Here is a 25376-nt window from a genome sequence, read left to right on the forward strand (position 1 = left end):
TTCGGCGGGCGCAAAATTTAACGGGTTGCGCGGACAGGTGTCAAGCCACACAACGGCAGGGAGCGAAAGGAGAAAATCAGGAATTACCCGCGGCCCGTGAAGGCCAATGACGGAAGGGCATTATTAAATCAATACAAAGCGCGGGTACGACCCGTGCACAAATGGGCTTTGCACACGGGACACCATGCCCGGCGGCTATTCACGCACAATAAAACTCACCCGGTCTACACCGGTGTTGCCGCTGCGATCGTCGAAGGCGTAGACCAGGACCTGGTAAACGCCGGGTTCCTCAGGGGACAGTGAGGCAACAAATGTATTCGCGGTATCGGCCATGGCCAGCGGGATGGTGCGCCAGGGCTTTCCGTCTTTTTTTACCAGGGCCGCCACTTCCATTTTACTGCCGTCCCAGAGTCCGCCATCGCTGATCGGGCAGCCGCACATCATCACCACGTTGGCGCGAATCTCGAATGGGGCATCGGCCATGGTGGTATAGCGATGTGTCTGCGGACTCAGGATATCCACCACCATGCCGGGAATCTCGACCACCAGGCCATCGCCATCAATCGCCTTGCCAGGCAGCAGCCATGTCTGGGTCGTGGCAAGCACCCGCGCCTGCTTCTTGATGTAGGGCGCCAGCACCTCGACGGTAACGAAAACCGGCTCCTCTATATCCAGTTCGGTACGGAAAGCCGCCGCTCCGTCGGCAATTTCCTGGTAGCGCGAATGCGGCTGTTTCATGATGACATCGGTATTACCGGTGCTGCCGCTGGTCAGGCCCTCGGCCAGGATGGTACCGCTCTCGGCATCGCGTATACGCACGGAAGCACCACCAATCGAGGTGCCGATAAACTTGGCATCCCTGGCCTTGGCGCGTACGACAATTTCCGTGGGCTCTGCAGTCGCGAGAGCGGGGGTAAGTAGCAGGGAGAGAAGCCCCCAGGCAATGATCCTGTTAAGCATAAATGGTACCTGTGCAGCGTTGAATGATCAGGGAAACTGGATGCTGGCATTCAGCCCCCGGTGTTACTGTTCACGGAATCCAGATGCCGGTCCGGCACCAACCATAGCAGCGCAGTCAGCACGTAGAGTGACAGCGCCAGCCATTCCCAGATAAATGCCAGGGGAATTGCCAGGCCGTAGAGCAGCAGCGTAAAACGGCCCTTCCACTTCTGGCGCACCACGTTGTGCCGCGCTTCCGGAGCAAGGGAGGCGACGATCAATCGCCGCAATATCCAGTAGGCGATTGCCGACATCAGCAACACCGCGCCGTAGAGTGCCGCCGGCCCACGGGCGAAGCTGTTTTCCCCCATCCAGCCTGTGGCGAAGGGTATCAGGGACAGCCAGAACAGCAGGTACAGGTTGGCCCACAGAATCGGCCTGTTGACGCTGTCTGCAGCCTGCAGCAGGTGGTGGTGGTTGCTCCAGTAAATACCCAGGTACACAAAGCTCAGGACATAGGTCAGGAACACCGGAATCACCGACACCAGCGCGTCGATGGTGTGCCCATGGGGAACATCCATGTTCAACACCATGATGGTGATGATAATTGCGATGACGCCATCGCTGAATGTTTCCAACCGATATTTTTTCACCCGCTATGCACCTGTCTTTCCCTGTGCCGACTGTTGCCGTAACCCCTACTATACGCTGACGCACACCGCAGTCCGCGAAGCGCTCAGCTGGCGGCAAACGAAAATGGGCTCACTCCAGCGGCTCGAGCCGGAACAACCCACCGTCAGGCAGGTCGTTCAGCAGGTAAATATAGCCATCCCGGCCCTGGCGCACGTCGCGGATGCGGCCGAGCTGCCCCTCGAGCAGGGTTTCGGTGCCCTTTACCTCACCACCTTCGATAATGATGCGCAACAGTTTTTCACTGCCGAGGCCGCCCGCCAGCAGGTTACCGCGCCATCCGGGGAACCTGTCGCTGTCTACAGCAGCCAGGCCTGAAGGCGCGAAGCGCCCGCTGTAGATGTGTCGTGCCTCACGCATGCCGGGCACGCTGGTTTCGCCGATCGGTTCGCTGGAGCTGTACTCCTTGCTCTGCGTTGCTTTGGGCCAACCGTAATTCACCCCGGGCTCAATCAGGTTCAGCTCATCACCGGTGCGGGCGGCGTGCTCACTGGCCCAGATACGGCCTTCGGCGTCGACTGCCAGGCCCTGGATATTGCGGTTGCCGTAGCTGAAGATCTCACCAAGCCCCTTTTCTTTCCCGGCGAAGGGGTTGTCGGCCGGCGTAGCGCCGGTTTCAGTCAGGCGCAGCACACTGCCGGCATGGTCATTGATGTCCTGGGCGCGCAAGCGATCCACGCCGCGATCACCGATGGTCATCATCAGGGTGCCGTCCCTGCGCCAGGCGAGGCGGGAGCCATAGTGCCGCCCCGGTGAAGAGAAGCGGTCCTGCACAAAGATCTGCTCGAGGTCGGCCAGCGCGCCATCGGCCAGGCGCGCCCGCGCGAGGGCCGTGGCGGTGCCGCCATCACCGGCGCTGGCGTAGGTCAGGTAAATCCAGTCGTGCTCGCCGTCTCCGTATTGCGGATGCAGAACCACATCCAGCAGCCCGCCCTGGCCCACGGCAGAGACCTCCGGCACGCCGGTGAGGTATTCGGTCTCGCCATCACTCACCAGTGCCAGCCGGCCGCCGCGCTCGGTTACAAGGAAGCGCCCATCGGGCAATTGCGCAACACCCCAGGGATGCTTGAAGCCTCCGGCCAGTTTCACGATGCGGAAGTCGTGCCGCTCCGATTGCACATTTTCCTCGACCACCTCGGTGGCGCTTACCGTCGTGGCAAAAACACCACTGAGGACAATTGCGCGGCCCAGGCGCCACACTGAAGTCAGAAGGTTTGTCATGATGCAGTCCTCACCATCAGGAATTTCCGTTGCCCAGATGCTACTGCCCCGGCGATAGGAACTCAAAGCAGCGCGCAATCACGGGATAAAAAAAGCCGGGCACTGCCCGGCTTTTCTAGAGCATCGCACAAAGGCGTTCAGCCCTTTTTGGTCTCTTCGATCCAGCGGTTGACCCGATCTTCCAGCATCGGCAGGGGCAGTGCGCCGCCACCGAGTATGGTGTCATGGAAACCACGGATATCGAACTGGTCGCCGAGTTCCTTTTGCGCCTTTTCACGCAGCTCGAGGATTTTCAGCATGCCGATCTTGTAGGAGGTAGCCTGGCCCGGCAGGGTCAGGTAGCGACGCACTTCGGAACGTACCGCACTCTCCGGGATCGCAGAATTTTCCAGGAAGTATTCCACCGCCTGGTCCTGGCTCCAGCCCTTGGCGTGCATGCCGGTATCCACCACCAGGCGAATGGCGCGCCACATTTCCGCGGTCAGGCGGCCGAAGTCCTTGTAGGGATCCTCGAACTGGCCCATTTCCTTCGACAGTTTTTCGGAGTACAGCGCCCAGCCCTCGATGTAAGGGGTGAAGTGCGCCTGGGTGCGGAACTGCGGGATACCCTCCAGCTCCTGGGCGATCGAAATCTGCATATGGTGGCCGGGGCTGCCCTCGTGATAGGTCACGGTTTCCATGTCAGTGGTGGACAGGGCACTCATGTCCGACATATGCACGTAGTAAACGCCCGGGCGGGAGCCATCCGGCGTACCGGACTGGTAGTGCTGGGCACCACCGGGCACTTCGCGGAACGGCTCCACGCGCTTCACGACCAGGCCGGCCTTGGGCAGGATGCCGAAGTATTCCGGCAGCTTTTCCTCGATATCAGCGAGGAAGCCACGGGTCTCTTCCAGGTAACCCTCACGCCCCTCATCGGTGTTCGGGTAGTAGAACTGGTCGTCGGTACGGATAAAGGTGAAGAACTCCTGCAGCGTCCCGTCGAAGTTCACCTGCTCCTTGATGCCTTCCATCTCCTTGCGGATCCGGGCCACCTCGTCCAGGCCAATCTGGTGCACCTCGTCAGCTGTCAGCGGCAGGGTGGTGTAGTAGGCCAGGCGATTGTTGTAGTAGGCCTCACCCTTGGGCAGGGCGGAAACGCCCCGCGGCTCCTCATCGGCATTTACGCGGTCTTCCTCCAGCCAGGCGATATAGGCATCGTAGGAAGGCTTGAACTCGCCCTTCAGCGCGGTTTCCACCTGCGCCAGCAGCTCCGCCGCTTTCTCATCGTCGATCTTGCCGGCTTCCTTCAGGCCGTCAACCTTCCCCTTGGCGTCCGCAAACAGGGGCGCGTCCTCCTCGCCGGCAAAGGGCTGGCCGGTGATGACATTGTTGGCGCGCTTGATCGCCAGGTCGTAGGCGAACTGCGGTGGGCGGATGCCCTTGTCTGCCGACAGCTGGGCACGCTCCAGCAGTTGCCCAAGGGCGCGGGAAACTCCGCCGATCCGGGCGATATAGGCTTCCATGTCCTCAACGGTATCCACCTTGTGCTGGTTGATCAGGAAGGTGGGCAGTGAGGCCTCGGGGCCGTAGAGTTCGCTGGCGAAATAGGCGTGGTGCCAGAAGGGCTTGTTGGCCTTGGCCTGCTCGTACTGGAAGATCCACAGGTCGTAGGATTCCTTGCCAGCGTTAGTCAGGCTGTCGTAGTCGAAGTTCTTTTTCAGCTCCTCGACGGTGTTGGCTTTCCACTCCAGCTCGCGCTCACTGGCGGCCAGGCTCATGTCGTCGATCTGGTCGTAGAGCTCCTTGCGACCCAGGTAGCTGAGCTGCATGGGGCTGAACTGCAGCTCCTCCTCAAAGCGCTCATCGAGCCACTTGGTCAGGCGCGCGGTTTCCGCCGCAGGGTCTGTTGCCTTGTCAGTGGCCGGGGCCGCAGCCTCGGACACCTGGGCGCCCTGCGCCTGTTGGTCGACATCAACGGCCTGGTTCTGGTTGGGGTCTTCCCCCTGGCATCCACTGAGGATGGCCAGGGCCAGCAGGCTGGGGATAAGGGGGCTGTGCAGATTGCTTCGCATCTCTTTGCCTCGGTTATTTTTTAAACAGAAAAACGCCAGATACTTTGCCACGCTTTGGCATCGCAGTCGACGCAATGTGGTTGGGGCTCGGCGAACACCCCGGTCTGTGCGACAGGAGAACAGTGGCAGCGGCCTTCAGTGCTCGCTCGACTCTGCCTCCCCGGCGATCGCCCGCCGCCGGCGCCAGCGCCGGTAGCGGGCATGTACACCGCGGGTAAACATGGACGAATACTCTTCCAGGATATCCACCCCCAGCAGCACAAACAGGACCAGGCCGGCCAGGACCACGGCTGTACCGGGGGAACCGAAACCAATCAGCGTGCCGACGGCGGCCTGGACCCAGATGGTGGCGGCGGAGGTTACCCCCACCACCACCCCATCGCGGGCCAGCATGACGCCGGCCCCGAGGAAACCGATCCCGGTGATGACCTGCCCCAGTACCCGCGCCCGGTCCGCCCCACCACCCAGTGATACGGCCAGCGCAGTAAAGGTGTATGTGCCCAGCACAATCAGGATCGAGGTACGGATACCCACGGGCTTGCCCCGCAGCTGACGCTCCAGGCCGATGGCACCGGCACACAGCATCGCGGTCAGGACGCCACCCCAACTCAACGGTGCGATTGCGAGCCACTCACTCATGCTCGATTTTCTCCAGTGGCTGCCTGGCCACCTGGTTGACGATATGCAACTCCCGCTGCGGGAAGGGGATGGTGAGCCCCTCGGCCTCCAGGGCGGGCTTCAGCTTCGCCATCAGCGACCAGTAGACGTCCCAGTACTCATCGGTGCGGGCCCAGGCGCGCATGTGCAGGTTGACGGAGCTGTCCGCGAGGGCACGCACCGCGAAGGCCGGTTCCGGCTCTGGCAGCAGGCGCTCCTCTTCCGCCACCAGCCGGCGCAGCACCTCGATGCCCTTGTCGATGCTGTCGCCGTAGGCAATGCTGGCGACAATCTCGATACGGCGGGTGGCGTTGCGGCTGAAGTTGGTCAGGGTCTGCCCCCAGACGTTGCTGTTGGGAGCGGAGATGCTCAGGCCGTCCACCGTGTCCAGCTGGGTGGTAAACAGCCCCACTTCCTTCACCGTGCCCATGGTGTCGCCAAACTGGATGAAGTCACCCACGCGGAAAGGCCGCAGGCCCAGCAGGATAAAGCCGGCGGCAATATTCTGCAGGGTGTCCTTCAGCGCCAGGCCCACCGCAATACCCGCGGCACCGAGCAGGGCCACCACGCTGGTGGTGTTGACCCCGAAACGACCCAGCACCATCAGCAGGCCGATAATGTACACCGTCCATACGGCAATATTGGCGAGCACCGGGATCAGGATTGCATCGAGCCGCCCGCTCAGCCGCTTGACACCGCGACGGGCGATACGCGCGGCGATGGCCGTCACGATCAGGATCAGGATGGCGGCGCCGATGTTCATCGCGAGCGCCATCAGCTGCGGCCAGTAGTCTTTTACCAGTTCGTTGAAATCCATGGGGGCTCCCTTAGCAGGCTGACTCTGTTGTACGCAGCATACGGTAAATTGCCGGCCAACTGCACATTCCGCGGTATTACAACAGCGCTGTTACAACAGCCCCTTGCGGCGTGCTTCTTCCAGGCAGGGTTGGCGGCCGGGACAGTGCAGCAGGTGGTCGTTCACCATGCCCGTGGCCTGCATGTGGGCATACATGATGGTGGAGCCGACGAAGCTGAAGCCGGCTTTCTTCAGCGCCTTGCTCATGGCATCTGATTCCGGTGTGGTGGCGGGCACCTCCGCCAGGCTGTGGAATTCATTGGCGATCACGCGCCCGCCGGTAAATTGCCACAGGAACTCCGCCAGTGTGGTGCCACGCTCGCGCAGCTCCAGGTAGGCCCGGGCATTCCTCACTGCGCCCTCCACCTTGCGCCGGTTACGGATAATCCCCGGGTCCTTTAGCAGCCGCTCGATTTTGTTATCGGTATAGCGGGCTATTTTATTTGCATTGAAGCCGTCAAAGGCATGCCGGTAATTCTCCCTCTTGTTCAGCACGGTGATCCAGGACAGGCCCGCCTGGGCCCCCTCGAGGATCAGGAACTCGAACAGTGTCTGGTCATCGAGGACCGGGCGCCCCCATTCTTCGTCGTGGTACTTCTGGTACAGCGGCGTGGACAGGCACCACTCGCAGCGTTTGTCTTGCATGAGTTGCTTACCTCAAAAAGTGCCCCGCTGTGGGTCCGGTCCCGCAATATATCGCGAGCCCAATGTGACTACTGCGCGCCGGTGAAGAAATAGTGCTGGATCAGTTGCAGCACCAGCAGCGTCATTACGAGGATGAAGACGATATTATTGCGATTCATAACTTACCTGTTGTGGCAATTGCAGCAAGCCCTGCCCCACGAGCCAGTCCCGGCTTTCGGTCAGCATCTGCGCCAGCCCGGTACCGGTGGTGTAACCCAGCTCTTGCCGCGCCCTGTCACTGCTGGCGACGACGCGGCGGGTGATCATGGCCGCTTTTTCCGGCGTCACCGCGGGCTCACGCCCGGTCAAACAGGAAACCCAATCGCTCACGCGTGCCAGTGTGCGAATGGCAAACGCCGGGGTAGTGCGCTGTGGCTCCGGCTTGCCCAGCAGCCGTGCGATGGTTTGGAAAAACTCCAGGAAAGTGGCATCGGTGCCGGCGAGGATATAGTTGGCACCCCGGCCACCCCGGTGGAACGCGCTGATATGGGCTCGCGCCACCTCGGCGGCGTAGCAGAAGGACCCGGCCCCGGGCGGCACCCCGGGCAGCCGGTCCCCGGCGATCATGAAAAAGGCCTGCGCCCAGCTGCCGGTATCGTACTTGCCCACGATGCCACAGGGGTTCAGGAATACCGCATCGAGCCCGCGACCGATTTCTGCACGCACTGCCTGTTCCGCACGCTTCTTGGTATACAGGTAGTGATGGCGGGGATCGTCCGCCAGTTGCGGGCTTTCCTCGGTGATGGTTTCGGCATGATAGCCGTAGGCGGAAATGGAACTGGTCACCACCATCCGGCCGACACTGTTCTCCCGGGCCACCCGGGCAATGTTCGCCGAGCCCTCCACATTGTCGCGCCACTGCTGCGCGTTGCCGCCACGCCACATATTGGTATTGGCGGCCACATGGAAGAGCGCGTCCACCCCCTCCGGTACCGCCGCACGCAGGGAATCGATATCGCCCAGGGACGCCGGTACCAGGGTAACGCCGGGGCGGTCGATCAGGCGGGTATCGGATCCATCCCGGTGCATGGCCACCACCTGCCAGCCGTCAGCCAGCAGCTGCTCGACCAGGTTGGCGCCAAGGAAACCGGTACCGCCAGTGACGAATGCACGCATGGGGAAATCCGCTGGTTGTGGTTATTCGGGGTGCGGAGGCGCGGCGAGCCCGAGGGTACCGCGCCAGGTTGTCCCCACTTTAAAGGTGCCGGGAAGCGGTTGTCTATTCCACCTCCAGGCCCAGTCGCCCGGCGGCGAATGCATACTGGTTGGTGAAGTCCTCCACCTGCATCCATACCGGTTTGCCGGCGCCGTGGCCCGCGCGGGTCTCCACGGCGAGGTAGATGGGATTGTCACAGCCCTGGTCCCGCTGCAGCGCGGCGGCAAACTTGTAGCTGTGCCAGGGCACCACGCGGTCGTCCCGGTCAGCCGTGGTGATCAGGGTGGCCGGGTAACATTTGCCCTTCTCGGTATTGTGTACCGGCGAGTAGGCGTACAGGGCCTCGAACTCTTCCTCGTTCTCACTCAGGCCATAGTCGCTCGACCACTGGCGCGCGTTGGCGGACGCGGTGTGGTAGCGCAGCATATCCAGCACCCCCACGATCGGTAATGCCACGGCGAAGAGTTCCGGGCGCTGCACCATGGTGGCTCCCACCAGCAGGCCACCATTGGAGCGGCCCATGATGGCCAGCTTTTCCGGGGAGGTGACTTTCTCGTCGATCAGCCATTCGGCCGCACCGATAAAGTCGTCGAACACATTCTGCTTGTCGGTCCTGGTGCCCGCCTTGTGCCATTTGGCCCCGTATTCACTGCCACCGCGCAGGTTGACCATGGCAAAGGTGCCGCCCATATCCAGCCAGCCGGCAAAGCGGGTGTAGAACTCCGGCAGCTGGGCGGCATTAAACCCGCCGTAACCGTAAAGCAGGGTGGGGTTGTTGCCGTTGCGCTGCATATCCTTGCGGTGCACCAGGAACATCGGCACCCGGGTGCCGTCCTTGCTCTTGAAGAAATGCTGGCTGATGGTGAGGTCGGAGAAATCCGCCGGGTAATCCGGCGACTTCACTTTGCTGCTCTTGCCACTGTGCACATCCAGGCGGTAAATCGCCGGCGGTGTCAGGAAATTACTGAAAGAGTAATAGGTCTCCGGGTCATCCGCCTCGCCGTAAAAGCCCTCGACGGTCCCCATGCCCGGCAGCTTCAGCTGGTACTGTTGCTTGCCATCCAGGTCGGTGACCACCACCTTGGAACGGGCATCCTCGAGATAATGCAGTACAAAACGCCCCCCCACCAGGCTCGCGGCCTGCAGCGCCTGCTCACGCTCCGGCACCAGCTCGCGCCAGTGTTGCCGCTGCGGCCTGTCCAGGTCGATGGCAATCACGCGACCGTTGGGGGCGCCGGCATTGGTCTCGAAAAAGAAAGTGTCCCCGCTGTTACCGAGGAAGGTGTAGAGCGCATCCCAGTCATCCAGCAGGCGGACCACCTGGCCGTCCTTGTCACGCAGGTCGCGGTAGTACACGCCATTGCTGTCGTAGCCATCGAAGATACCGAGTACCAGGTAATTGCCGTCGTCGGTCAGTTCCGCACCCGGGTTGCGGGTCGGATGGTCGGTGATCTCGTAGACCAGCCTGTCACTGCCCTGCGGCTGTCCCAGCCGGTGGAAGTAAACCTTCACCTGCTTGCTGTCATCGGCACTGCCGTCCTCGTTGAACGGGTAGCGGCTGTAGTAGAAACCGGATTCATCCTTGGCCCAGCTGACATCGCTGAACTTGATCCCGGTAAGCACGTCTCCCAGGTCCTTGCCGGTCTCCAGGTCGCGCACATGGTAGTCGGTCCAGTCGGTGCCGCCGTCGGAGGTGCCGTAGGCCAGGTAGTTGCCCTCCGGGCTGACCGCGTAGCGCTTGGCGGCAATGGTGCCGTCCTCGCTCAATTTGCGCGGGTCCAGCACCACCCCGGCCTTGTCAGTGGCGAGGTTGTCGGTGCGGTAGAAAACATTCTGGTCCCAGGTACCGTCGTTGTATTCATAGAAAACCTTGCCCGCCTTCTTGTAGGGCACGGCGTAGCGCTCGTACTGCCACAGCTCGGTCAGGCGGTCGTTGATCTGCTGCCAGCCTGGCAGCGCCTTGAGAGATGGCAGTGAGTGTTCGTTCTGCGCCGCCACCCACTGGTCGACCTGCTTCGACTCCAGGTCCTCCAGCCAGCGATAGGGATCGGACACCGCGGTACCGAAATAGTCATCCTGCTGCTTGACCACCGGGGTCTCCGGATAGTCCTGGGCGGCCAGGGCCGCGGCGCAGGCCAGGGCGCCGGCGGCCAGTGCAATCATGGGCTTGTTCATACTGCCTCTCTTACCGTCTTCCAACCAACAGCCAGTGGCGGTTCAGTCTCACTGGACAGTCGGCTAATCTAGGCGATTTCCGGAACCTGATCCACAGCAGCGGGAGGAGTTTGCGTTGAGGGGACTGATTCAGCGGGTGCGGCATGCAAAGGTGGAAGTTGGCAGCGAGGCGGTGGGGGCCATCGATGGCGGCCTGCTGCTGTTACTGGGTGTCGAGGCCCGCGATGACCGCGCCAGCGCCGACAAGCTGCTGCACAAGGTACTGCACTACCGCGTGTTCGGGGATGAGGGCGGCCGCATGAACCTGAACGTGCAGCAGGCCGGCGGCGGGCTGCTGGTGGTGAGCCAGTTCACCCTGGTAGCGGACACGGCCAGGGGCCTGCGCCCCAGTTTCAGCCGCGGCGCCAGCCCGCAGCAGGCGGAGGCACTGTATGACTATTTCGTCGAGCGCGCCCGCGCCCAGCTATCACCGGTCGCCTGCGGCCGGTTTGCGGCGGACATGCAGGTTTCGCTGTTGAACGACGGTCCGGTAACCTTCCTGCTGGAGACCTGAGCAACCGCCTCGAGCGCGTCCAGCGCCTGCCCCCGGGCCTCCTTGTCCCGCTTGCTCAGCTGCTCGACCCGCGCATAGAAGTCCTCCCAGCCCGCCGAGCGTCGGTACAGCTCCTCGAACGCCGGCACCCGCGACTGGTATTCCGCCGCCAGCGCCAGGGTGGCGTTGTTGGTCTTTTCGATATAGGCCCGGTAGCGTTCAGGGTTCGGCCAGGCCGCCGACATCTCGCGATAGCAGGCCCGCAACCGGGCCAGCACCACCTCCTTGCGCGCGCGCATGACCTCCTCGTCCAGGCCGGAGCCGTACAGATCCTCCAGCTGCCCCCTGGCAGTGCGCATCAGCCGGCGCACCGCCCGGGCCTGGGCCGTGCGATCCGGCGCCGGGCCGGTCATTCCCTGCCGGCGGCGCCAGTCCGGCAACGCCAGGCGGGACACGGCGGTGGCGAAACTCTCATTGAATTTCGTATCCCCCGCGATATAGACCCGCCGGTGGGCCAGCTCGTGGAACAGCAGCCCGGCCAGGCGGTCCTCGGGCCAGTTGACGAAGCTCGACAGCACCGGGTCGTCAAACCAGCCCAGGGTGCTGTAGGCGGGTACCGGCCCCAGGTAGACGTCATAACCCTCCCCACTCAACTGCCGTCCCTTGGCGACGGCATCCTCCTTGTCGAAGTAACCGCGGTAGCTGGCACAGCCGGCGATGGGGTAGCACCAGCGCTTGGGATCGAGGGAGAACTCCGGCGCCGCCAGCACGTTCCACAGCGGGTAATCCCTGTCCAGCTTCACATAGTCGCCGTAGGCATCACCCACCGGCAGTTTCAGCTCGCCGCTGGCATAGCCGCGGATGGACTGCACCAGCCGCAGGCGCCGCTGCAGCGCGGCATCGGTGCCCTCGGCGGCGATCACGCGGTGGATGGGCTCGCGTGCGGCGAGGATCCCCAGCTGCCCAGCCGCCGCCTGGGTGTAATACGTCGCGGTCTCGCAACCGGCCAGCCCCAGGCACAGCACGGCGACGGGCAGCGGGCCCGCCCGGGACCACAGGCGGCTTGCGGCCCGGTAAATACCCGCCAGGTTTTGCATCAGCCTGATATACACTCTCTGGTACCTGTTGTTGTTCTGCTTTCCGTCATTCTTGCCCGAGGACAGAGGCATGGAGCCCGTCGCCGCAGTACTGACTGTCTTCAGCGTCGTATTCGCTGCCCTGGCCTGGCTGCGCCTGCTGGCCGTCAGTTTTCGCACCCACCCGGCACTGGGGTTCGTGGCGGTGCTGCTGCCGCCGCTGGCGCTGCTGGCCCTGGCGCCCCGCTGGCGTGAGGAGCGCGAGATCTTCCTCCTGGCCCTGGCAGCGCTGGTCTTCTCCAGCATAGCCACTGTTTTCTGACCATCGCCCCCGCCCTTGATCCAGGTCAACTTCGCCCGGCCCGGGCGGCATACACTGGCTTCCAGTGAGATGTGATAGCAAGGAGCCAGAAATGGACGCATTAATCGACCTGTTCACCAGTTTTTCCGGCCTGCTGAGCCTCGGTATCATCGGCTTTATCCTGCTGATGGGCGGCTTTATCACCCGCATGGCCCTGCGCAATATGGCCGAGGGCAAGTAAGCACAGGGCGGGCATCGCGGGGCCGGTTTTCCACTGCCGGCGGAATTTTTCCGGAATCACGCGCTCAAAGTCAGCGTCGTTGAACTCGGAAGTGCCTGTTATGAACCGCGCAATCGCTGCCCTGTCCGCCTGCTGTTCCCTGCTGCTGGGCGCCTGTGACAGCGGCTCCCACCGGATGAAGGGCGAGGTGGACTCGCTGGTATACCTCTGCAAAGGGGGGGCGGAACTCGCGGTCAAATACCTGATCCCGCCGCAGGGGCCCGCCACCGCGACCCTCACCTACGACAACAAGCTGATTACCATGCACCAGGAGCCGGCCGCTTCTGGCGTGCTGTTTGTGGCGGACAAGGGCTATCCGGATTACCGCTGGCACACCAAGGGCCAGGAGGGCAGGCTGGTGCTCTACTCCTCGAACGACGGCGACGGCGAGGTCCTGCTGGGAAACTGCAGCACCCCGGATTGAAGTAGCCGCGGGGCCAGCTGGCCGGGCGCAGTCAATCGCCCGCCCCCCTTTCGTGACCACAGGCGTATTCCCGCGCCGACTCGCCCACAAAGTAGCCACGCCACAGGAACCGCAGGGACTGCTCTATCACTGCCGGGTCGGCCATGATGGCACCGTGGGTCAGGGGCACCACGGCAAACGCACACATCCCCTCCACTTTCGCGCTCTCCACGCGGATACGGCCGTCGTCCGGGCCTTCCAGGATCGCCGAGGCGAACGGGTTGCGGCTGCGGTCGCCGGTGATCACGCCGAGCTCGAAGCGCACCGGCCCCATCTGCAGGGGCAGGCTGTTGTCACCGGTCCCCATCTGCCGCCCCGCCGGGCCGTTCACGTCCTTGATCCACGGGATATGGTCCAGCCAGTCGCCCACGCGGCTGCCCTGGTTGGGCGGCGCCAGCATCACCACGCGGTCGATGGCGGCCACCGGCCGGTCCTGGAAGTAATAGCGGACCAGCAGCCCCCCCATGGAGTGGGTGACAAAGTTCACCGGTGTCGCGCCCGCCTGTGCGCACTCTGCGAGCCCCTCGGCCACGGCGGTGGCGGCCAGTTCCTGGATCGGCTTCTGGCGCGAGGGGTAGCCGATATTCACCACATGGAAGCCGGCTTCGCCGAGGCGCTGCGCCAGCGGCACCATGCTGCTGGCATCCTTGGTCAGCCCGTGCAACAGGATCACGCACTCCGGGCCCGCCAGCGCCGGGCGGCAGAAGAGGGCAAGCAGGCTGAAGAAAAGGGGGGGAAGCAGGCAGCGGGGGGCGGCGCGGGCCGCCCTGGGGGAAGTCTCAGGATTGGCGCAAACCGCCTCAGGCATGCTCTTCCCGGCCACGCTTTTTGATCCAGCGCCCGAAGAAGATGCCCACCTCGAATAGCAGCCACATGGGCACCGCCAGCAGCGACTGGGAGATGACATCCGGCGGCGTCAGCAGCATCCCCACCAGGAAGCAGCCGACGATCACATAGGGGCGCTTGCTGGCCAGGGTCCTGGCATCCACCGCACCGCTCCAGATCAGCAGCAGGGTGGCGATGGGGATCTCGAACGCGAAGCCGAAGGCGAAGAACAGCTTCAGCACCAGGTCGAGGTATGAGCGAATATCCGGCATCACCTTGATATCGGCGTGCGCGGAGCTGACGAAGAAATCGAACAGGATCGGGAAAACCACGTAGTAGGCGAAGGCCATACCGGCGTAGAACAGCACGATGCTGCTGACCAGCAGCGGTATCGCCACCCGCTTCTCGTTCCTGTACAGGCCCGGGGCAATAAAGGCCCAGACCTGGAACAGCACAAATGGCACCGAGATGAAAAACGCCAGCACAAAGGTGGTCTTGAACGGCGTCAGGAAGGTGGACGTGACCTCGGTGGCAATCATGCCCGCCCCCTCGGTGAGGCGCGCCTGCAGCGGCTCGGCCACGTAGTCGTAGATCTCGGCGGCGAAGGGCAGCATGCAGGCGAAGATCGCCGCCACCACCATCAGCGTCTTCAGCAGGCGGTCGCGCAGCTCGATCAGGTGGTCGATAAAAGGCTGGTTCTGTTGATCGCTCATGAATGGTTGTCTTTACCCTTGCCCTTGGCGGCATCCTCTTCCCCGGTCGCTTCCCGCTCCTTCCTGGCCAGGTTGTCCGGGTGGTCCTCGACCAGGTCCGGATCGCCGTAATCGTGCCAGTGCTCCGGGTACTCCGGATCCTGCAGGTCCTCGGCGTCCTCGTCCTGCTCGGGCAGGTAATCCTCGGCGTCCGCGCTGGGGTGGGCCGGGTCGTGCGCCGCCGGCTCCGGGGCCTGCGCGGTTTCATGCGGGCGCTCACCCGCACCGGTGGTCTCGGCCGGCTCGGCGATGGCCTGCTCCACCTCGCGGCGGCTCTCCTCCAGCTCGCGCAGGATACGCTCGTTGTGCAGCTCGCGGCGGATTTCATCGGCGCCCACCTCGCGCTCCAGTTCGTCCTTGGCGCTTTGCAACGTGCGCTTGAAGCCCGACCACCAGCGAGCGGTGGTGCGTACCGCATCCGGCAGGCGCTCGGGGCCCACGACCAGCAGGCCGACGATGCCCACCAGCAGGAGTTCAAAGAAGCCGATATCAAACACGCGCCGGCGCTCCCCTTACTTGTCCTGGGACTGCTTGTCTTTGTCCTTGACGGACTCGCCGGTGGTGGAGGATTTCTCGTCCTCACCCAGGCGCCCGGGCTCCTTGCTCTCGTCCTCGAATTCCTCGTCCTTCTTGTCCTTGTCCTCGTCCTTGATCGCCTTCTTGAAGCCCTTGATGGCCCCGCCCAGGTCACCGCCGAGGTTCTTCAGCCGCTTGGTGCCGAACAGCAGCAGGACGATTACCAGAACAATCAGCAACTGCCAGATACTAATTCCGCCAAAACCCATAATTTTCTCCTGATAATCACGTTGCAACCGGGCCAGGTGTTCCGGTGCGGGTTTGTGTGGTGGGCGGCGCGGTCGCCGCCCCTGTGTTTATTCTATTGCCACGGCGTGCCGACGGGTGGCCCGGGTTACGGCCGCGTACCCCGCGCGGCTTTCTCCTCCAGGCCCGACAGGCCAAAACGACGTCCCAGTTCGCGCAGCACATCCCGCGAGTCCGCCCCCAGGTGGGACAGCATTACCAGCGAGTGGAACCACAGGTCGGCGGTCTCGGCGATCATGGCCTCGCGGTCGCCATCCCGCTCCGCGTCCTTGGCGGCGAGGATTACCTCGGTGGCTTCCTCGCCCACTTTCTCCAGGATCTTGTTCAGGCCCTTCGCGTGCAGGCTGGCCACGTAGGAGCTGCCGGCATCGGCATCCTGTTTGCGGCTTTCCAGCACGGCGTCCAGTTCTCGCAGCAGGTCACTCATGGTCGCTCACTTGTAGATACTTTCCGGACTCTTGATCACCGGCTCACGCTCGCGCCAGGCGCCGTCGTCGAGCACCCGGTAAAAACAGCTGGTGCGGCCGGTGTGGCAGGCAATGCCGCCTTTCTGCTCCACCACCAGCAATACCGTATCGCCGTCGCAGTCGAGCCGCAGTTCGCGTACCAGCTGCTCGTGGCCGGAGGACTCGCCCTTGCGCCACAGCTTGCCGCGCGAGCGCGACCAGTAGACGGCGTATCCCTGGTCGATGGTGAGCTGCAGGGATTCGCGATTCATCCACGCCATCATCAGCACCCGGCCGCTCTTGAAGTCCTGGGCAATGGCCGGCACCAGGCCGTCGCTGTTCCAGCTGACCAGGTCGAGTATCCCGCTGTCGCCGATTTCGCTCAATGTACCGTCCTGTCTTTACTGTTCTATTGTAGGCCCGCCGCTTGCCGGGGAATTTCTCAGGGCCACAGCAGCAGCACCGCGGCCCCCAGCGCCAGCGCCCAGCCGGCCGGGGGCAACTGCGTCGCCAGCTGCGGTGCCGCCAGGGCGGCGGCGCCGGCCGCCAGCACCACGCCGGCCACCCGGCGCACATAACTGCGGCGCCCGCGGCGGCGGGTGCGGGCCAGTTCGTCGCCGATCGACTCCAGCTGCGGTGCCACTTCGCGCGACTGCTCCAGCGCGGAGTAGAACAGCTGTGGCAGCTGCGGGAATTTCTCCAGCCACTCGGGCCCGTAACGCTGCACTTCGCGCCAGATAGTGCGCGGGTGAACCCGGTCGCGCATCCAGCCCTCAAGGAATGGATGGGCAGTCTTCCACAGATCCAGTTCCGGATAAAGCTGCCGGCCCAGGCCCTCGATATTGAGCAGGGTCTTCTGCAGCAGCACCAGTTGCGGCTGCACTGTCATGTCGAAGCGGCGCGCGGTCTGGAACAGGCTGATCAGCACCCGGGCGAAAGAAATCTCCCCCAGCGGTTTTTCGAAGATCGGCTCGCACACGGCGCGGATCGCCGCCTCGAAGGTATTGATGGGGGTATCGGCCCGCACCCAGCCGCTCTGCACATGCAGCTCGGCCACCATACGGTAATCGCGGCGGAACATGGCCAGCAGGTTGCGGGCCAGGTAGTACTGGTCCTCGCGGCTCAGGCTGCCCACGATGGCCGTGTCGATGGCGATGTACTGGGGCTTCTCCGGCTTGCGGCGGGAGACGAAGATATTGCCCGGGTGCATGTCGGCGTGGAAGAAGTTGTGCTCGAACACCTGCTTGAAGAAGATCTCCACGCCGCGCTCGGCCAGCAGCGGCATATTGGTGCCCTGTGCGCGCAGCTGCTGCAGGTCGGTGACCGGGATGCCGTCGATACGCTCCAGCACCAGTACCTTCTCGCGGGTATAGTCCCAGTACACCTCGGGCACATAGAGCAGCGGCGAGTGGGAGAAGTTGCGCTTGAGCTGGGTGGCATTGGCGCCCTCGCGCACCAGGTCCAGCTCGCCCTCGATGGTGTGGCGGTAGTCGTCCACCACCTCCACCGGGCGCAGGCGGCGCCCCTCCGGGCCCAGCCTGCGCACCCAGCGTGCGATCACCCGCAGCAGGCGCAGGTCCTGCTCGATGATCGTCTCGATACCCGGGCGCAGTACCTTCACCACCACTGCGGCGCCGGGCTTGCCGTCGCGGTCGAACAGGCGCGCGCCGTGCACCTGGGCCACCGAGGCGGAGGCCAGCGGCTGGCGCTCGAACTCGGCGAACAGGTCGTCGACCTTCGCTTCCAGCTGCTCCTCGATCAGGGCAACGCACTGGTCCACCGGGTAGGGCGCCACATTGTCCTGCAGGTGATCGAGCTCCTCCACCATATCCGGCGGCAGCAGGTCCGGCCGCGTGGACAGCAGCTGGCCGAACTTGACGAAAATCGGCCCCAGCTCTTCCAGCGCCCGGCGCAGGCGTTCGCCGCGGGCGGCCCTCGGCGCCGGCAGCAGCGCCAGGGGCGACCACAGCGCCCGCAGCCACAGCGGGCGGCGCTCGGCCGGCAGCAGGGTATCCAGGCGATAGCGGACGAAAACCCGCGCGATGGTAAAACTGCGCTTCAACGGCACGGTCAGTTGCCCCCCCGCGCAGCCAGCTTTTCTCTCAGCAGCGCCACCCGCGCCTCCAGCCTGTCGGTAGCCAGCGCCAGCTCGGCCACATCCTCGACGAATGCCTCGAACTGCGCCCGCGGCGGCGTCAGGCGCCACTCCTCGCTCACGGCCTCGGCGGCGGCCTGCGGCGCCTGCTCGATGCTGTCGCGCAGCCACTGGCCGGCGGTGCGCAGGGCACTGCCGATGGTGTGGGCCGGCACGTCGCCCAGCAGCCGGGCCAGCGGCGCCTCCCAGTCGATATCCAGGTCCTGCAGGATGGACTGCAGTTCCGCCAGCAGCGCACTGGAGCCGGTCACCGTCACGTCCAGGCCCGCCGGGGTGGCGTCCCCGTCGCGCAGCAGGCGCAGCATGGCGATGGCGGAGCCGCGCAAGCGGGTGGAGATTTCGCCGTCCCAGTAATGGCGCACGCTCACCTGGTCGCCCTCGATGCACAGTACCAGCGGCACGGGCGGCACGGTGATATCCAGGGCCAGGGCGCGGCCGTCGAGCTTTGCCAGGCGCGCGCGGGTGCCCGGGTCATAGCGCAGGGCGGCGTTGATGGCGGTTTCCAGCGCGGCGTCAAAGCCGGCGCGAAATGTGGGGTCCAATGCTGCGACTCTCTCGATGACTCTTCCGATGATTTTCTCGATCGACGGTGGCGCTCATCCCCGGCCAGGGGCTCTTTGGGATGGGGCCGCGGATGGGATCAGCTCGCTGCCGCGGGCGTCAGGGCTTGATGCCCTTGTGCAGGGCGACAACCCCACCGGTCATATTGTGGTACTCGCAATCGACGAAGCCGGCGTCGGCCATCATCTGCTTGAGGGTCTCCTGGTCCGGGTGCATGCGGATGCTCTCGGCCAGGTAGCGGTAGCTGTCGGCGTCGTTGGCCACCAGCTTGCCCATGAACGGTAGCAGGCGGAAGGAATACTGGTCGTAGACCTTCTCCAGCAGCTTTGACTCGGGCTTGGAGAACTCCAGCACCAGCAGGCGGCCGCCGGGCTTCAGCACCCGCAGCATGGAGCGCAGGGCCAGGTCCTTGTCGGTGACGTTGCGCAGGCCGAAGGCGATGGTGATGCAGTCGAAGGTGTTGTCGGGGAACGGCAGGTACTGGGCATCCGCCTGCACGGGCACCACATTGCCGGCGATGCCCCGGTCCAGCAGCCGGTCGCGGCCCACCTTCAGCATCGACTCGTTGATATCGGCCAGCACCACCTGGCCCTCGGGACCGACGATACGGGAAAAGCGCGCCGTCAGGTCACCGGTGCCACCGGCGATGTCCAGGATCGTCTGGCCCGCGCGGGCGCCGGACATCTCGATGGTAAAACGCTTCCACAGCCGGTGGATGCCACCGGACATCAGGTCGTTCATCACGTCGTAGCGCGCCGCCACCGAGTGGAACACGTCGGCCACACGGCCGGCCTTCTCATCCACCGGGACTTCCTGGTAACCGAAGTGGGTGGTCTTGCGATCCTTCATCTTCTGCCTGCTAAGCCAAACTATGGCGGCATTGTACATTGGCACGGCCGCTACGGCACCGCCGCTGGCTAAACTTGTGCACGGGGAATCGGCGACGGGACACAGCCATGGACTATACGCTGGACCAAAAGAAGCCGTTGCCGGACGCACTGCGCACTGTGGCCCACGCCGAGGTGACCGCCGCGCAGGCGGCACTGGAGGAACTGCCGGCGGAAGAAGCGGTGCACGAGGTGCGCAAGCACTGCAAGAAACTGCGCGCCCTGCTGCGGCTGGTACGCGGGGACACCGACAACCTCTATCGCTACGAGAACGCCCACTACCGCACCCTGGCCAACACCCTGTCCGGCAGCCGCGACGCCGTGTCCATGCGCGACATATTCCTCAAGATTGCGCCCGCAAATGAATTCGACGAAGTGCGCGAATTCCTCGACCAGCGCGCCGACCAGCACGCCGACCCGGAGGCGATGGAGGAGGCGGCGGCGATGCTCGCGCTGGGCGGGGAGCGCATCGACGAGTGGCCACTGGATGAGCTGGGCTGGAAACACGCCAGGCGCGGCTACCGCGACTATTACAAACGGGCCCGCAAGGCCATGGACAGGGCCTTCGAGCGGGAATCCGCCGAGACCTTCCACGACTTCCGCAAGCGCGTGAAGGACCACTGGTACCACACGCGCCTGCTCAGGAAAAAATACAAATCGCTGGCGCAGCGGCGCAAGCCGCTCTGTGACCTGTCCCGCGCGCTGGGCGACTGGCGCGACCTGCACCTGCTGTGCAGCCTGCTGGCACCCCGCAGCGGCGAGTTCGCCGGCGAGCTGATCCCGCTGCTGGACCTGGCGAACGCCCGTATGAAGGATCTGCGCGCGGAGATCGACCGGCTGGCCGGCAAGCTGTTCTCCGATAAAAAGCCCTCGCTGGATTCGTAACCGGCATCCCCGAGCGCCGCCCGCACCCCTCAACAGGGCCGCACCTGTCTTTCCTGCCCCGAAGCGAAACAACGTCCCAAGCGAAGCACTTTTTGGCATAATCTAAGGCACAAATCACGCCAAAGAGAAGAACAATGTCATGCTTGAATGGCTGAACGCGCATATCGCCTACTGGCACTGGCTCGTCCTGGGCCTGCTGCTGGTCACCGCCGAGATCTTCGTCTCCGGCTTCGTCCTCTTCTGGTTCGGCCTGGCCGCCCTGCTGATGGGCGTGCTCACCCTGGCCGTGGACATTCCCTTTACCCTGCAACTGATCCTGTGGGCCTTCGCCTCCGTCGCCTTCGTGGTGATCTGGGTGAAGAGCATCAAGCCCCGCTGGAAAGACCGCACCACCGCCGGCATGGCCTACGAGGCACTGATGGGGCAGGTGGGCCTGGTGCTGGAATCCAACGCCGGCCGGAGCCGCGGCCGGCTCAAGTTCCCCGCGCCCATCCTGGGCGAGGACGAGTGGACCTTTATCTGCGCGGCAGAGGTCGCCATCGGCGATCGCGTGCGGGTCACCGATATTTCCGGCAACGCGCTGATGGTGGTGCCCCACTGAGCCCGCGCGGCCAAGACCGACAACAACACCAATTACACAAACTGATTTTTTAACAGACCCCGGGGAGGGGAAGCAGAAGTGGAAGGTTTATATGTAGTACTGGCGCTGGTGGCGCTTGTGGTCATCACCATCGCCAAGGGCGTGCGTATCGTGCCCCAGGGTTCCAAGCATATCGTGCAGCGGCTGGGTAAATACCACCGCACGCTTACGCCCGGCATGAACGTGGTGATTCCCTACGTCGACCAGGTGCCCTACAGGGTCACCACCAAGGACATAGTGCTGGACATTCCCTCGCAGGAAGTCATCACCCAGGACAACGCCACCATCATTGCCAACGCCGTGGCCTATATCAATATCGTCTCGCCGGAGAAGGCGGTGTACGGGGTGGAGGACTATGAGATCGCCATCCAGAACCTGGTGCAGACCGCGCTGCGCTCCATCATCGGCGAAATGTCGCTGGACTCGGCGCTGTCCTCCCGCGACATGATCAAGGCCAAGCTGAAGGAAGGCATCTCTGACGATATCGCCGACTGGGGTATCAACCTCAAGACCGTCGAGATCCAGGACATCAACCCGTCCCAGACCATGCAGACCGCCATGGAAGAGCAGGCCGCCGCCGAACGCCAGCGCCGCGCCACCGTGACCCGCGCCGAGGGCGAGAAGCAGGCCGCCATCCTCGAGGCCGACGGCCGCCTGGAAGCCTCCAAGCGCGACGCCAAGGCCCAGGTAGTCCTGGCCGACGCGAGCCGCGAGGCGATCGAGCGGGTTTCGTCTGCCATCGGCGAACAGGAAATGCCGGTGATGTACCTGCTGGGCGAGCGGTATATCAGTGCGCTGTCGGAGCTTTCCCAGTCCGACAATGCGAAGAATGTGATCCTGCCAGCGGACTTGCCGCAGGCAGTGAAAGGCCTGCTAAACCGATAACACTGGCGACGCCCGGTGCTATCGATGCGCCGGGCTCACAGCGACTCGCGCCCAGGATCAAGAGACGGCGCTCCTATAACAAAGGATATAAAGACGCGTCTTTATCATTCTAATCAAATAATTTTGGCCTTCGCATAAGCCCTTGATTCCTGGCATCTTTTAGTTGAAGCCATCCACCACGCGCAATGATCGGATATAGCGATATAGAGACGTGTCCTTTGAATAAACTGTTATAGGTGCTAGAGCTTTGAGCAAGGATATCGAAATCGAGCTTAAGAAATTAAGAGGGTTAAGAAAGCTCTGCCATGCTCCATTTGTAGTCATGTTGGTTGCATTCCCATTGGGTTTCGTACTTCCTGAATCAATGGATCTAATTATCAAAATAGTTGCTTTTACTGGTGTGGCTGCTTTTTTTGTTACGTTTTTCTATAGCTTCAAAATCAATAATTTTGTTTGCCCTCGTTGCAATCAGCGATTTCATCTTAAACGTAGTAATAGCGGCTCGTATAGTTACAATCTTTTTGCTCGGCAATGTCAAAATTGCGGTCTATTGCTAAACGGGGGCAACGCACATGAACACCTATAACAAGGCCAAGCACGCGACGAGCGCGTGTTGGCAGCGTTAGAGACTAAAGAGGGAATTCGTGCCCAACTGGGAGAGGTTAAATCACGCCTACGGCACTGCGGAGAATGTTCCTGCATTGCTGGAAGCTATTGCCGTATTTCCTGACGAATCCTCCTACGAGGAGGAGCCTTGGTTTTCTCTCTGGAGTTGCCTTTATCACCAGGGCGATATCTACCCGGCGTCTTTTGCTGCGGTGCCTGAGATCGTTAAACGTTTAACCGCCGATCCTGAGAAGGCAACTATCAGCTTCTTTGCGCTTCCAGCATCAATTGAAGTTGCTCGGGCCAAACAAGGACTAGTTGTACCGGAAGAACTAGAGGTTGAATATTTTCATTCTCTTGCCGAACTTGGGCGAATTGCCACTGCGGCCATCGGTGCAGAAAAGAGCCAGGAGATAAGCCGTGCCGTTTTGGCGGCTTTCGCGATTTCGGTTAAGCAACATGGCTACGCAGAAATAATATTGGAAGTGGCTGGGGAAGAGGTGCCGGAGGTGCTCGAATGGTTTTTCGATCGATGATCTCTAACAAGGCAATGTTGCGGATTCGCTCCGCTCACCGCAAATCGCAGCGTTAAGTGACCATAATGAGAAAAACTCCGCTGGCTCTAATGGTTTTCGTTTTCCCCGCTTTTGGAGCGGAAGATCCGAGAATACCTTTCGGGGAGTATTCGGTTCAGGAAAATGCCATTATCCAGGAACGAGTCAATGAGTTAGCCGGCTCAAAGAAGCAGTGCTTCGATAAATACCTTGATGACTATCAAATTCGAGTTTATCAGTACTGCGAAACTAGTGACTTAAAAAATGTGGCTGTTGGAGGTTGTGAGCATATTGCTGGCATGGCTTGGCACACCGCAGTTATCGAGGCTGCATTAGAGGACTGTGCCAATGCCACTTAACAAACGCAAGCAGAATGCTCCGGCCCTTCGGGCCTCCGCGGGACGCCCAACACTGTGCACAGCGTTGGTCGCCCCTGTTGCGGGCGTTAAGAGGCAAGAATAGTAGGTGCAACAATCACAGATTATGGAAGATAAGATTATTTCAGCAGTGAAAACTTTTGCTACCTCGATAAATTCAGGTAACAAAGTAGTCGCTGATATGTCTGAACTAATTGAAGTTACGTCTCAGTTGCCTCTTTCTAGTTTTGACTATTGGGAGCGAGTTATTCGTTCAGAACTTTCTTCAGCTATGAGGGAGTCTATTCCCCCTAAGTGGAAAATGTGGTCAAAACCCAAGGAGTTAGTAACTTGGCTTGACCTTATTAGCTGGGATGGTTACAAACGTGAAAAAGCACTTCGAGCACTATCTGGGGCTGCGCCAAATACTTTCTTTTTTTCTCTTGCTGTTCGTAGACTCAACGATTGGGTTCCCCAAGTTCGTATAGCAGCGAGGGAAACGCTCCCAGAGATAGCAAGGTCGACTGATCCTGAATATGTAGTAGAGGCATTATGCGTCGCGCTTTCCAATTGGAACTCGTGGGGTAGGATAGAAGAAGCTGATAAAGAAGTTCTTTTTAAAATTATTTCTGAAAAGGAGATAGCAAAGTCCCTTCGGTCTAAGTTGATTTTGTCTGCTTCTGGTCCTATGCCATCACTCTTTTCTCAGCTTGGCCGCACTCCGATACTCGATGGGCGAATTGAAGAAATAGCTAAATCCGCTATTCAGCCTTCGGTTCGAGCTAAGGCATACCGCAGCTTATTTGAAGGGCGGGTTGCATGGATCGAAGGCCGTAAATGGGTGTGGACTGATATAAGGTACTGTGAAGGCAGGCTAAAACCTATCGTTGGCGAGCGGAAATTAGAAATTGAAACTCCACTAATAGATTTACTAAAAAGATCATCTGAAGATCGTTCATCCATCGTTAGGCGTGTTTCAGCAGAGATTTTAATAAGAGAGTTGGGCAATCCTGGCATTAAAACCAGAGAATTTGCCGAACGCTTTGCTTCAGATAGCTCACACGCTGTATCTGAAAGGGGTGAGTTTGCCTTAAAAAAATTAGATGAGGCAGAACGTGCCAATACCTCTTAACAAGCGCATGTTGTCGGATTGGTTTTCCGCTGCGCTCAAACCAGCCGCAAATGCGGGCGTTAATGCTGAGGAGAAGTAGTGACCAACGTGTCTGAGATCGAGCTCCAATGGAATGGTTTTTTTTGGGAGGCCAGTATCAGCGATGTTGCTTGGTCAGGATTTCAGGAAAGAAAGGGACCTTATGGTGCCATCTCTTCAAATAAACCGTCCCTGGGAGATGTCACAGTAGTTTTTGCCCCGGAGGGCAGAGGGGACGACCCTCTCAATGCCGAAGAGCTATCTCTTGTTAGTTGGTTTCTTGCTCACCAGCAGGAAGTAGCCGACGCGGTTGTGGATCTTCTTTTTAATTCATACTGGGAAATAAAAGCGGGATATATCGAAGAATTTGGGGAGGAAATCTCTGAGGCTTTCCCCGACATAAAGAGCAAAAGCGATGTGAAGCAGTTGGTTGGCATTGTATCCGTCAATATCCACCAAGTGAGCAAAGACGACATTCCCTATATAGGAGTTGAAATGGGGTGTAACTGGGAAGAAGAGCATGGACTTGGTTTCTTGTTGCATGGTCGAGAGGTTGTAGACCTCGGTGGAGCGGACACCGCAATTCTCCTTTGGAAGGCTAGGCAGCATGCCAACAAGACTTAAAAAGGCGCATCAGTACGTGGCCGCTCGACGCCACTGACGCGGTGCCGCTGTGCTTGGCGTTAAACCCAAGACTTACCCACGTTTAGTAGACACCCTGTATAGTTAGGTTTCGGCCTAACACGGAGGTGTACCATGGGTAAGAAA

The 25376-nt window shown here is 61.6% G+C and carries 30 protein-coding genes; 11 read left to right on the top strand and 19 right to left on the bottom strand.

What is annotated here, in order from left to right; genetic code table 11:
* Window positions 1-195: 195 nt before the first annotated feature.
* The 9 genes from LVD11_RS07295 to LVD11_RS07335 form a co-directional block, all read right to left on the bottom strand.
* Window positions 196-960 (bottom strand): hypothetical protein, encoded by a 765-nt coding sequence (locus LVD11_RS07295; RefSeq protein WP_237057495.1) that lies wholly within the window; start codon window positions 958-960, stop codon window positions 196-198.
* A 50-nt stretch (window positions 961-1010) separates the two neighbouring features.
* Window positions 1011-1592 carry a TMEM175 family protein gene (locus LVD11_RS07300; protein WP_237057496.1) on the bottom strand — a complete coding sequence of 194 codons (582 nt, stop codon included), beginning with the start codon at window positions 1590-1592 and terminating at the stop codon, window positions 1011-1013.
* Between the two features lie 109 nt (window positions 1593-1701).
* Complete coding sequence (locus tag LVD11_RS07305; RefSeq protein ID WP_237057497.1) at window positions 1702-2850, bottom strand: PQQ-dependent sugar dehydrogenase; 1149 nt, start codon at window positions 2848-2850, stop codon at window positions 1702-1704.
* A 137-nt stretch (window positions 2851-2987) separates the two neighbouring features.
* Complete coding sequence (locus tag LVD11_RS07310; protein ID WP_237057498.1) at window positions 2988-4904, bottom strand: DUF885 domain-containing protein; 1917 nt, start codon at window positions 4902-4904, stop codon at window positions 2988-2990.
* A gap of 135 nt (window positions 4905-5039) precedes the next feature.
* Complete coding sequence (locus LVD11_RS07315) at window positions 5040-5543, bottom strand: MgtC/SapB family protein (protein WP_237057499.1); 504 nt, start codon at window positions 5541-5543, stop codon at window positions 5040-5042.
* Entirely contained in the window at window positions 5536-6378 is an 843-nt protein-coding gene (locus LVD11_RS07320; RefSeq protein WP_237057500.1) for a mechanosensitive ion channel family protein, read from the bottom strand. Before LVD11_RS07320 ends, LVD11_RS07315 begins: the two co-directional genes overlap by 8 nt.
* A 90-nt stretch (window positions 6379-6468) precedes the next feature.
* Entirely contained in the window at window positions 6469-7062 is a 594-nt protein-coding gene (locus LVD11_RS07325; protein ID WP_237057501.1) for a DNA-3-methyladenine glycosylase I, read from the bottom strand.
* Window positions 7063-7206: 144 nt separating this feature from the next.
* On the bottom strand, window positions 7207-8217 hold the full coding sequence (locus tag LVD11_RS07330) for an NAD-dependent epimerase/dehydratase family protein (protein ID WP_237057502.1): 1011 nt from the start codon (window positions 8215-8217) through the stop codon (window positions 7207-7209).
* A 103-nt stretch (window positions 8218-8320) separates the two neighbouring features.
* A complete protein-coding gene (locus LVD11_RS07335; RefSeq protein WP_237057503.1) occupies window positions 8321-10432 on the bottom strand; it encodes a prolyl oligopeptidase family serine peptidase in 2112 nt (703 codons plus the stop codon).
* A 115-nt stretch (window positions 10433-10547) separates the two neighbouring features.
* Here LVD11_RS07335 and dtd point away from each other — a divergent pair, with 115 nt between their 5' ends.
* Entirely contained in the window at window positions 10548-10985 is a 438-nt protein-coding gene (dtd, locus tag LVD11_RS07340) for a D-aminoacyl-tRNA deacylase (RefSeq protein WP_237057504.1), read from the top strand.
* On the opposite strand, the gene LVD11_RS07345 is transcribed toward dtd, so the two are convergent.
* Window positions 10868-12076 (bottom strand): aminopeptidase, encoded by a 1209-nt coding sequence (locus LVD11_RS07345; protein WP_237057505.1) that lies wholly within the window; start codon window positions 12074-12076, stop codon window positions 10868-10870. The two genes, dtd and LVD11_RS07345, sit on opposite strands and share 118 nt — an antisense overlap.
* Window positions 12077-12131: 55 nt before the next feature.
* On the opposite strand from LVD11_RS07345, the gene LVD11_RS07350 reads away from it, so the two are divergent.
* The 3 genes from LVD11_RS07350 to LVD11_RS07360 all read left to right on the top strand — a co-directional run bounded on the left by LVD11_RS07350 (window position 12132) and on the right by LVD11_RS07360 (window position 13045).
* Window positions 12132-12362 carry a hypothetical protein gene (locus tag LVD11_RS07350; protein WP_237057506.1) on the top strand — a complete coding sequence of 77 codons (231 nt, stop codon included), beginning with the start codon at window positions 12132-12134 and terminating at the stop codon, window positions 12360-12362.
* A 91-nt stretch (window positions 12363-12453) separates the two neighbouring features.
* Complete coding sequence (locus LVD11_RS07355) at window positions 12454-12582, top strand: DUF3149 domain-containing protein (RefSeq protein WP_237057507.1); 129 nt, start codon at window positions 12454-12456, stop codon at window positions 12580-12582.
* A 100-nt stretch (window positions 12583-12682) separates the two neighbouring features.
* On the top strand, window positions 12683-13045 hold the full coding sequence (locus tag LVD11_RS07360; protein WP_237057508.1) for an MliC family protein: 363 nt from the start codon (window positions 12683-12685) through the stop codon (window positions 13043-13045).
* Between the two features lie 31 nt (window positions 13046-13076).
* Here LVD11_RS07360 and LVD11_RS07365 read toward each other — a convergent pair whose 3' ends face one another.
* The 9 genes from LVD11_RS07365 to ubiE all read right to left on the bottom strand — a co-directional run bounded on the left by LVD11_RS07365 (window position 13077) and on the right by ubiE (window position 19494).
* Window positions 13077-13892 carry an esterase/lipase family protein gene (locus LVD11_RS07365; protein WP_237057509.1) on the bottom strand — a complete coding sequence of 272 codons (816 nt, stop codon included), beginning with the start codon at window positions 13890-13892 and terminating at the stop codon, window positions 13077-13079.
* Window positions 13885-14622, bottom strand: coding sequence for a twin-arginine translocase subunit TatC (gene tatC, locus LVD11_RS07370; RefSeq protein ID WP_237057510.1), 738 nt, complete (start codon window positions 14620-14622; stop codon window positions 13885-13887). Before tatC ends, LVD11_RS07365 begins: the two co-directional genes overlap by 8 nt.
* Window positions 14619-15158, bottom strand: a complete 540-nt coding sequence (gene tatB, locus LVD11_RS07375) for a Sec-independent protein translocase protein TatB (protein ID WP_237057511.1) — start codon at window positions 15156-15158, stop codon at window positions 14619-14621. The genes tatC and tatB overlap by 4 nt, the downstream gene beginning before the upstream one ends.
* Window positions 15159-15173: 15 nt before the next feature.
* A complete protein-coding gene (gene tatA, locus LVD11_RS07380) occupies window positions 15174-15446 on the bottom strand; it encodes a twin-arginine translocase TatA/TatE family subunit (protein ID WP_237057512.1) in 273 nt (90 codons plus the stop codon).
* Window positions 15447-15571: 125 nt separating this feature from the next.
* The gene (locus tag LVD11_RS07385; RefSeq protein ID WP_237057513.1) at window positions 15572-15910 is read right to left on the bottom strand and encodes a phosphoribosyl-ATP diphosphatase; all 339 of its coding nucleotides are present in this window, start codon (window positions 15908-15910) and stop codon (window positions 15572-15574) included.
* A 6-nt stretch (window positions 15911-15916) separates the two neighbouring features.
* The gene (hisI, locus tag LVD11_RS07390; RefSeq protein WP_237057540.1) at window positions 15917-16306 is read right to left on the bottom strand and encodes a phosphoribosyl-AMP cyclohydrolase; all 390 of its coding nucleotides are present in this window, start codon (window positions 16304-16306) and stop codon (window positions 15917-15919) included.
* A 65-nt stretch (window positions 16307-16371) separates the two neighbouring features.
* Complete coding sequence (ubiB, locus tag LVD11_RS07395) at window positions 16372-17997, bottom strand: ubiquinone biosynthesis regulatory protein kinase UbiB (RefSeq protein ID WP_237057514.1); 1626 nt, start codon at window positions 17995-17997, stop codon at window positions 16372-16374.
* A 2-nt stretch (window positions 17998-17999) separates the two neighbouring features.
* The gene (locus LVD11_RS07400; RefSeq protein ID WP_237057515.1) at window positions 18000-18626 is read right to left on the bottom strand and encodes a ubiquinone biosynthesis accessory factor UbiJ; all 627 of its coding nucleotides are present in this window, start codon (window positions 18624-18626) and stop codon (window positions 18000-18002) included.
* Between the two features lie 118 nt (window positions 18627-18744).
* Entirely contained in the window at window positions 18745-19494 is a 750-nt protein-coding gene (gene ubiE, locus LVD11_RS07405; protein WP_237057516.1) for a bifunctional demethylmenaquinone methyltransferase/2-methoxy-6-polyprenyl-1,4-benzoquinol methylase UbiE, read from the bottom strand.
* Window positions 19495-19601: 107 nt separating this feature from the next.
* Here ubiE and LVD11_RS07410 point away from each other — a divergent pair, with 107 nt between their 5' ends.
* The 7 genes from LVD11_RS07410 to LVD11_RS07440 all read left to right on the top strand — a co-directional run bounded on the left by LVD11_RS07410 (window position 19602) and on the right by LVD11_RS07440 (window position 25232).
* On the top strand, window positions 19602-20417 hold the full coding sequence (locus LVD11_RS07410; protein ID WP_237057517.1) for a CHAD domain-containing protein: 816 nt from the start codon (window positions 19602-19604) through the stop codon (window positions 20415-20417).
* Window positions 20418-20556: 139 nt separating this feature from the next.
* Window positions 20557-21018: an NfeD family protein gene (locus LVD11_RS07415; protein ID WP_237057518.1), complete on the top strand. Its 462-nt coding sequence runs from the start codon at window positions 20557-20559 to the stop codon at window positions 21016-21018.
* Between the two features lie 78 nt (window positions 21019-21096).
* The gene (locus tag LVD11_RS07420; protein WP_237057519.1) at window positions 21097-21942 is read left to right on the top strand and encodes an SPFH domain-containing protein; all 846 of its coding nucleotides are present in this window, start codon (window positions 21097-21099) and stop codon (window positions 21940-21942) included.
* A gap of 644 nt (window positions 21943-22586) precedes the next feature.
* Window positions 22587-23084, top strand: a complete 498-nt coding sequence (locus tag LVD11_RS07425) for a hypothetical protein (protein WP_237057520.1) — start codon at window positions 22587-22589, stop codon at window positions 23082-23084.
* A 65-nt stretch (window positions 23085-23149) separates the two neighbouring features.
* On the top strand, window positions 23150-23461 hold the full coding sequence (locus tag LVD11_RS07430; protein WP_237057521.1) for a hypothetical protein: 312 nt from the start codon (window positions 23150-23152) through the stop codon (window positions 23459-23461).
* A 106-nt stretch (window positions 23462-23567) separates the two neighbouring features.
* Window positions 23568-24590 (top strand): hypothetical protein, encoded by a 1023-nt coding sequence (locus LVD11_RS07435; protein WP_237057522.1) that lies wholly within the window; start codon window positions 23568-23570, stop codon window positions 24588-24590.
* Between the two features lie 87 nt (window positions 24591-24677).
* On the top strand, window positions 24678-25232 hold the full coding sequence (locus LVD11_RS07440; protein ID WP_237057523.1) for a DUF6985 domain-containing protein: 555 nt from the start codon (window positions 24678-24680) through the stop codon (window positions 25230-25232).
* Window positions 25233-25376 lie beyond the last annotated feature (144 nt).

Source organism: Microbulbifer sediminum (assembly GCF_021729035.1).
GTDB lineage: Bacteria > Pseudomonadota > Gammaproteobacteria > Pseudomonadales > Cellvibrionaceae > Microbulbifer > Microbulbifer sediminum.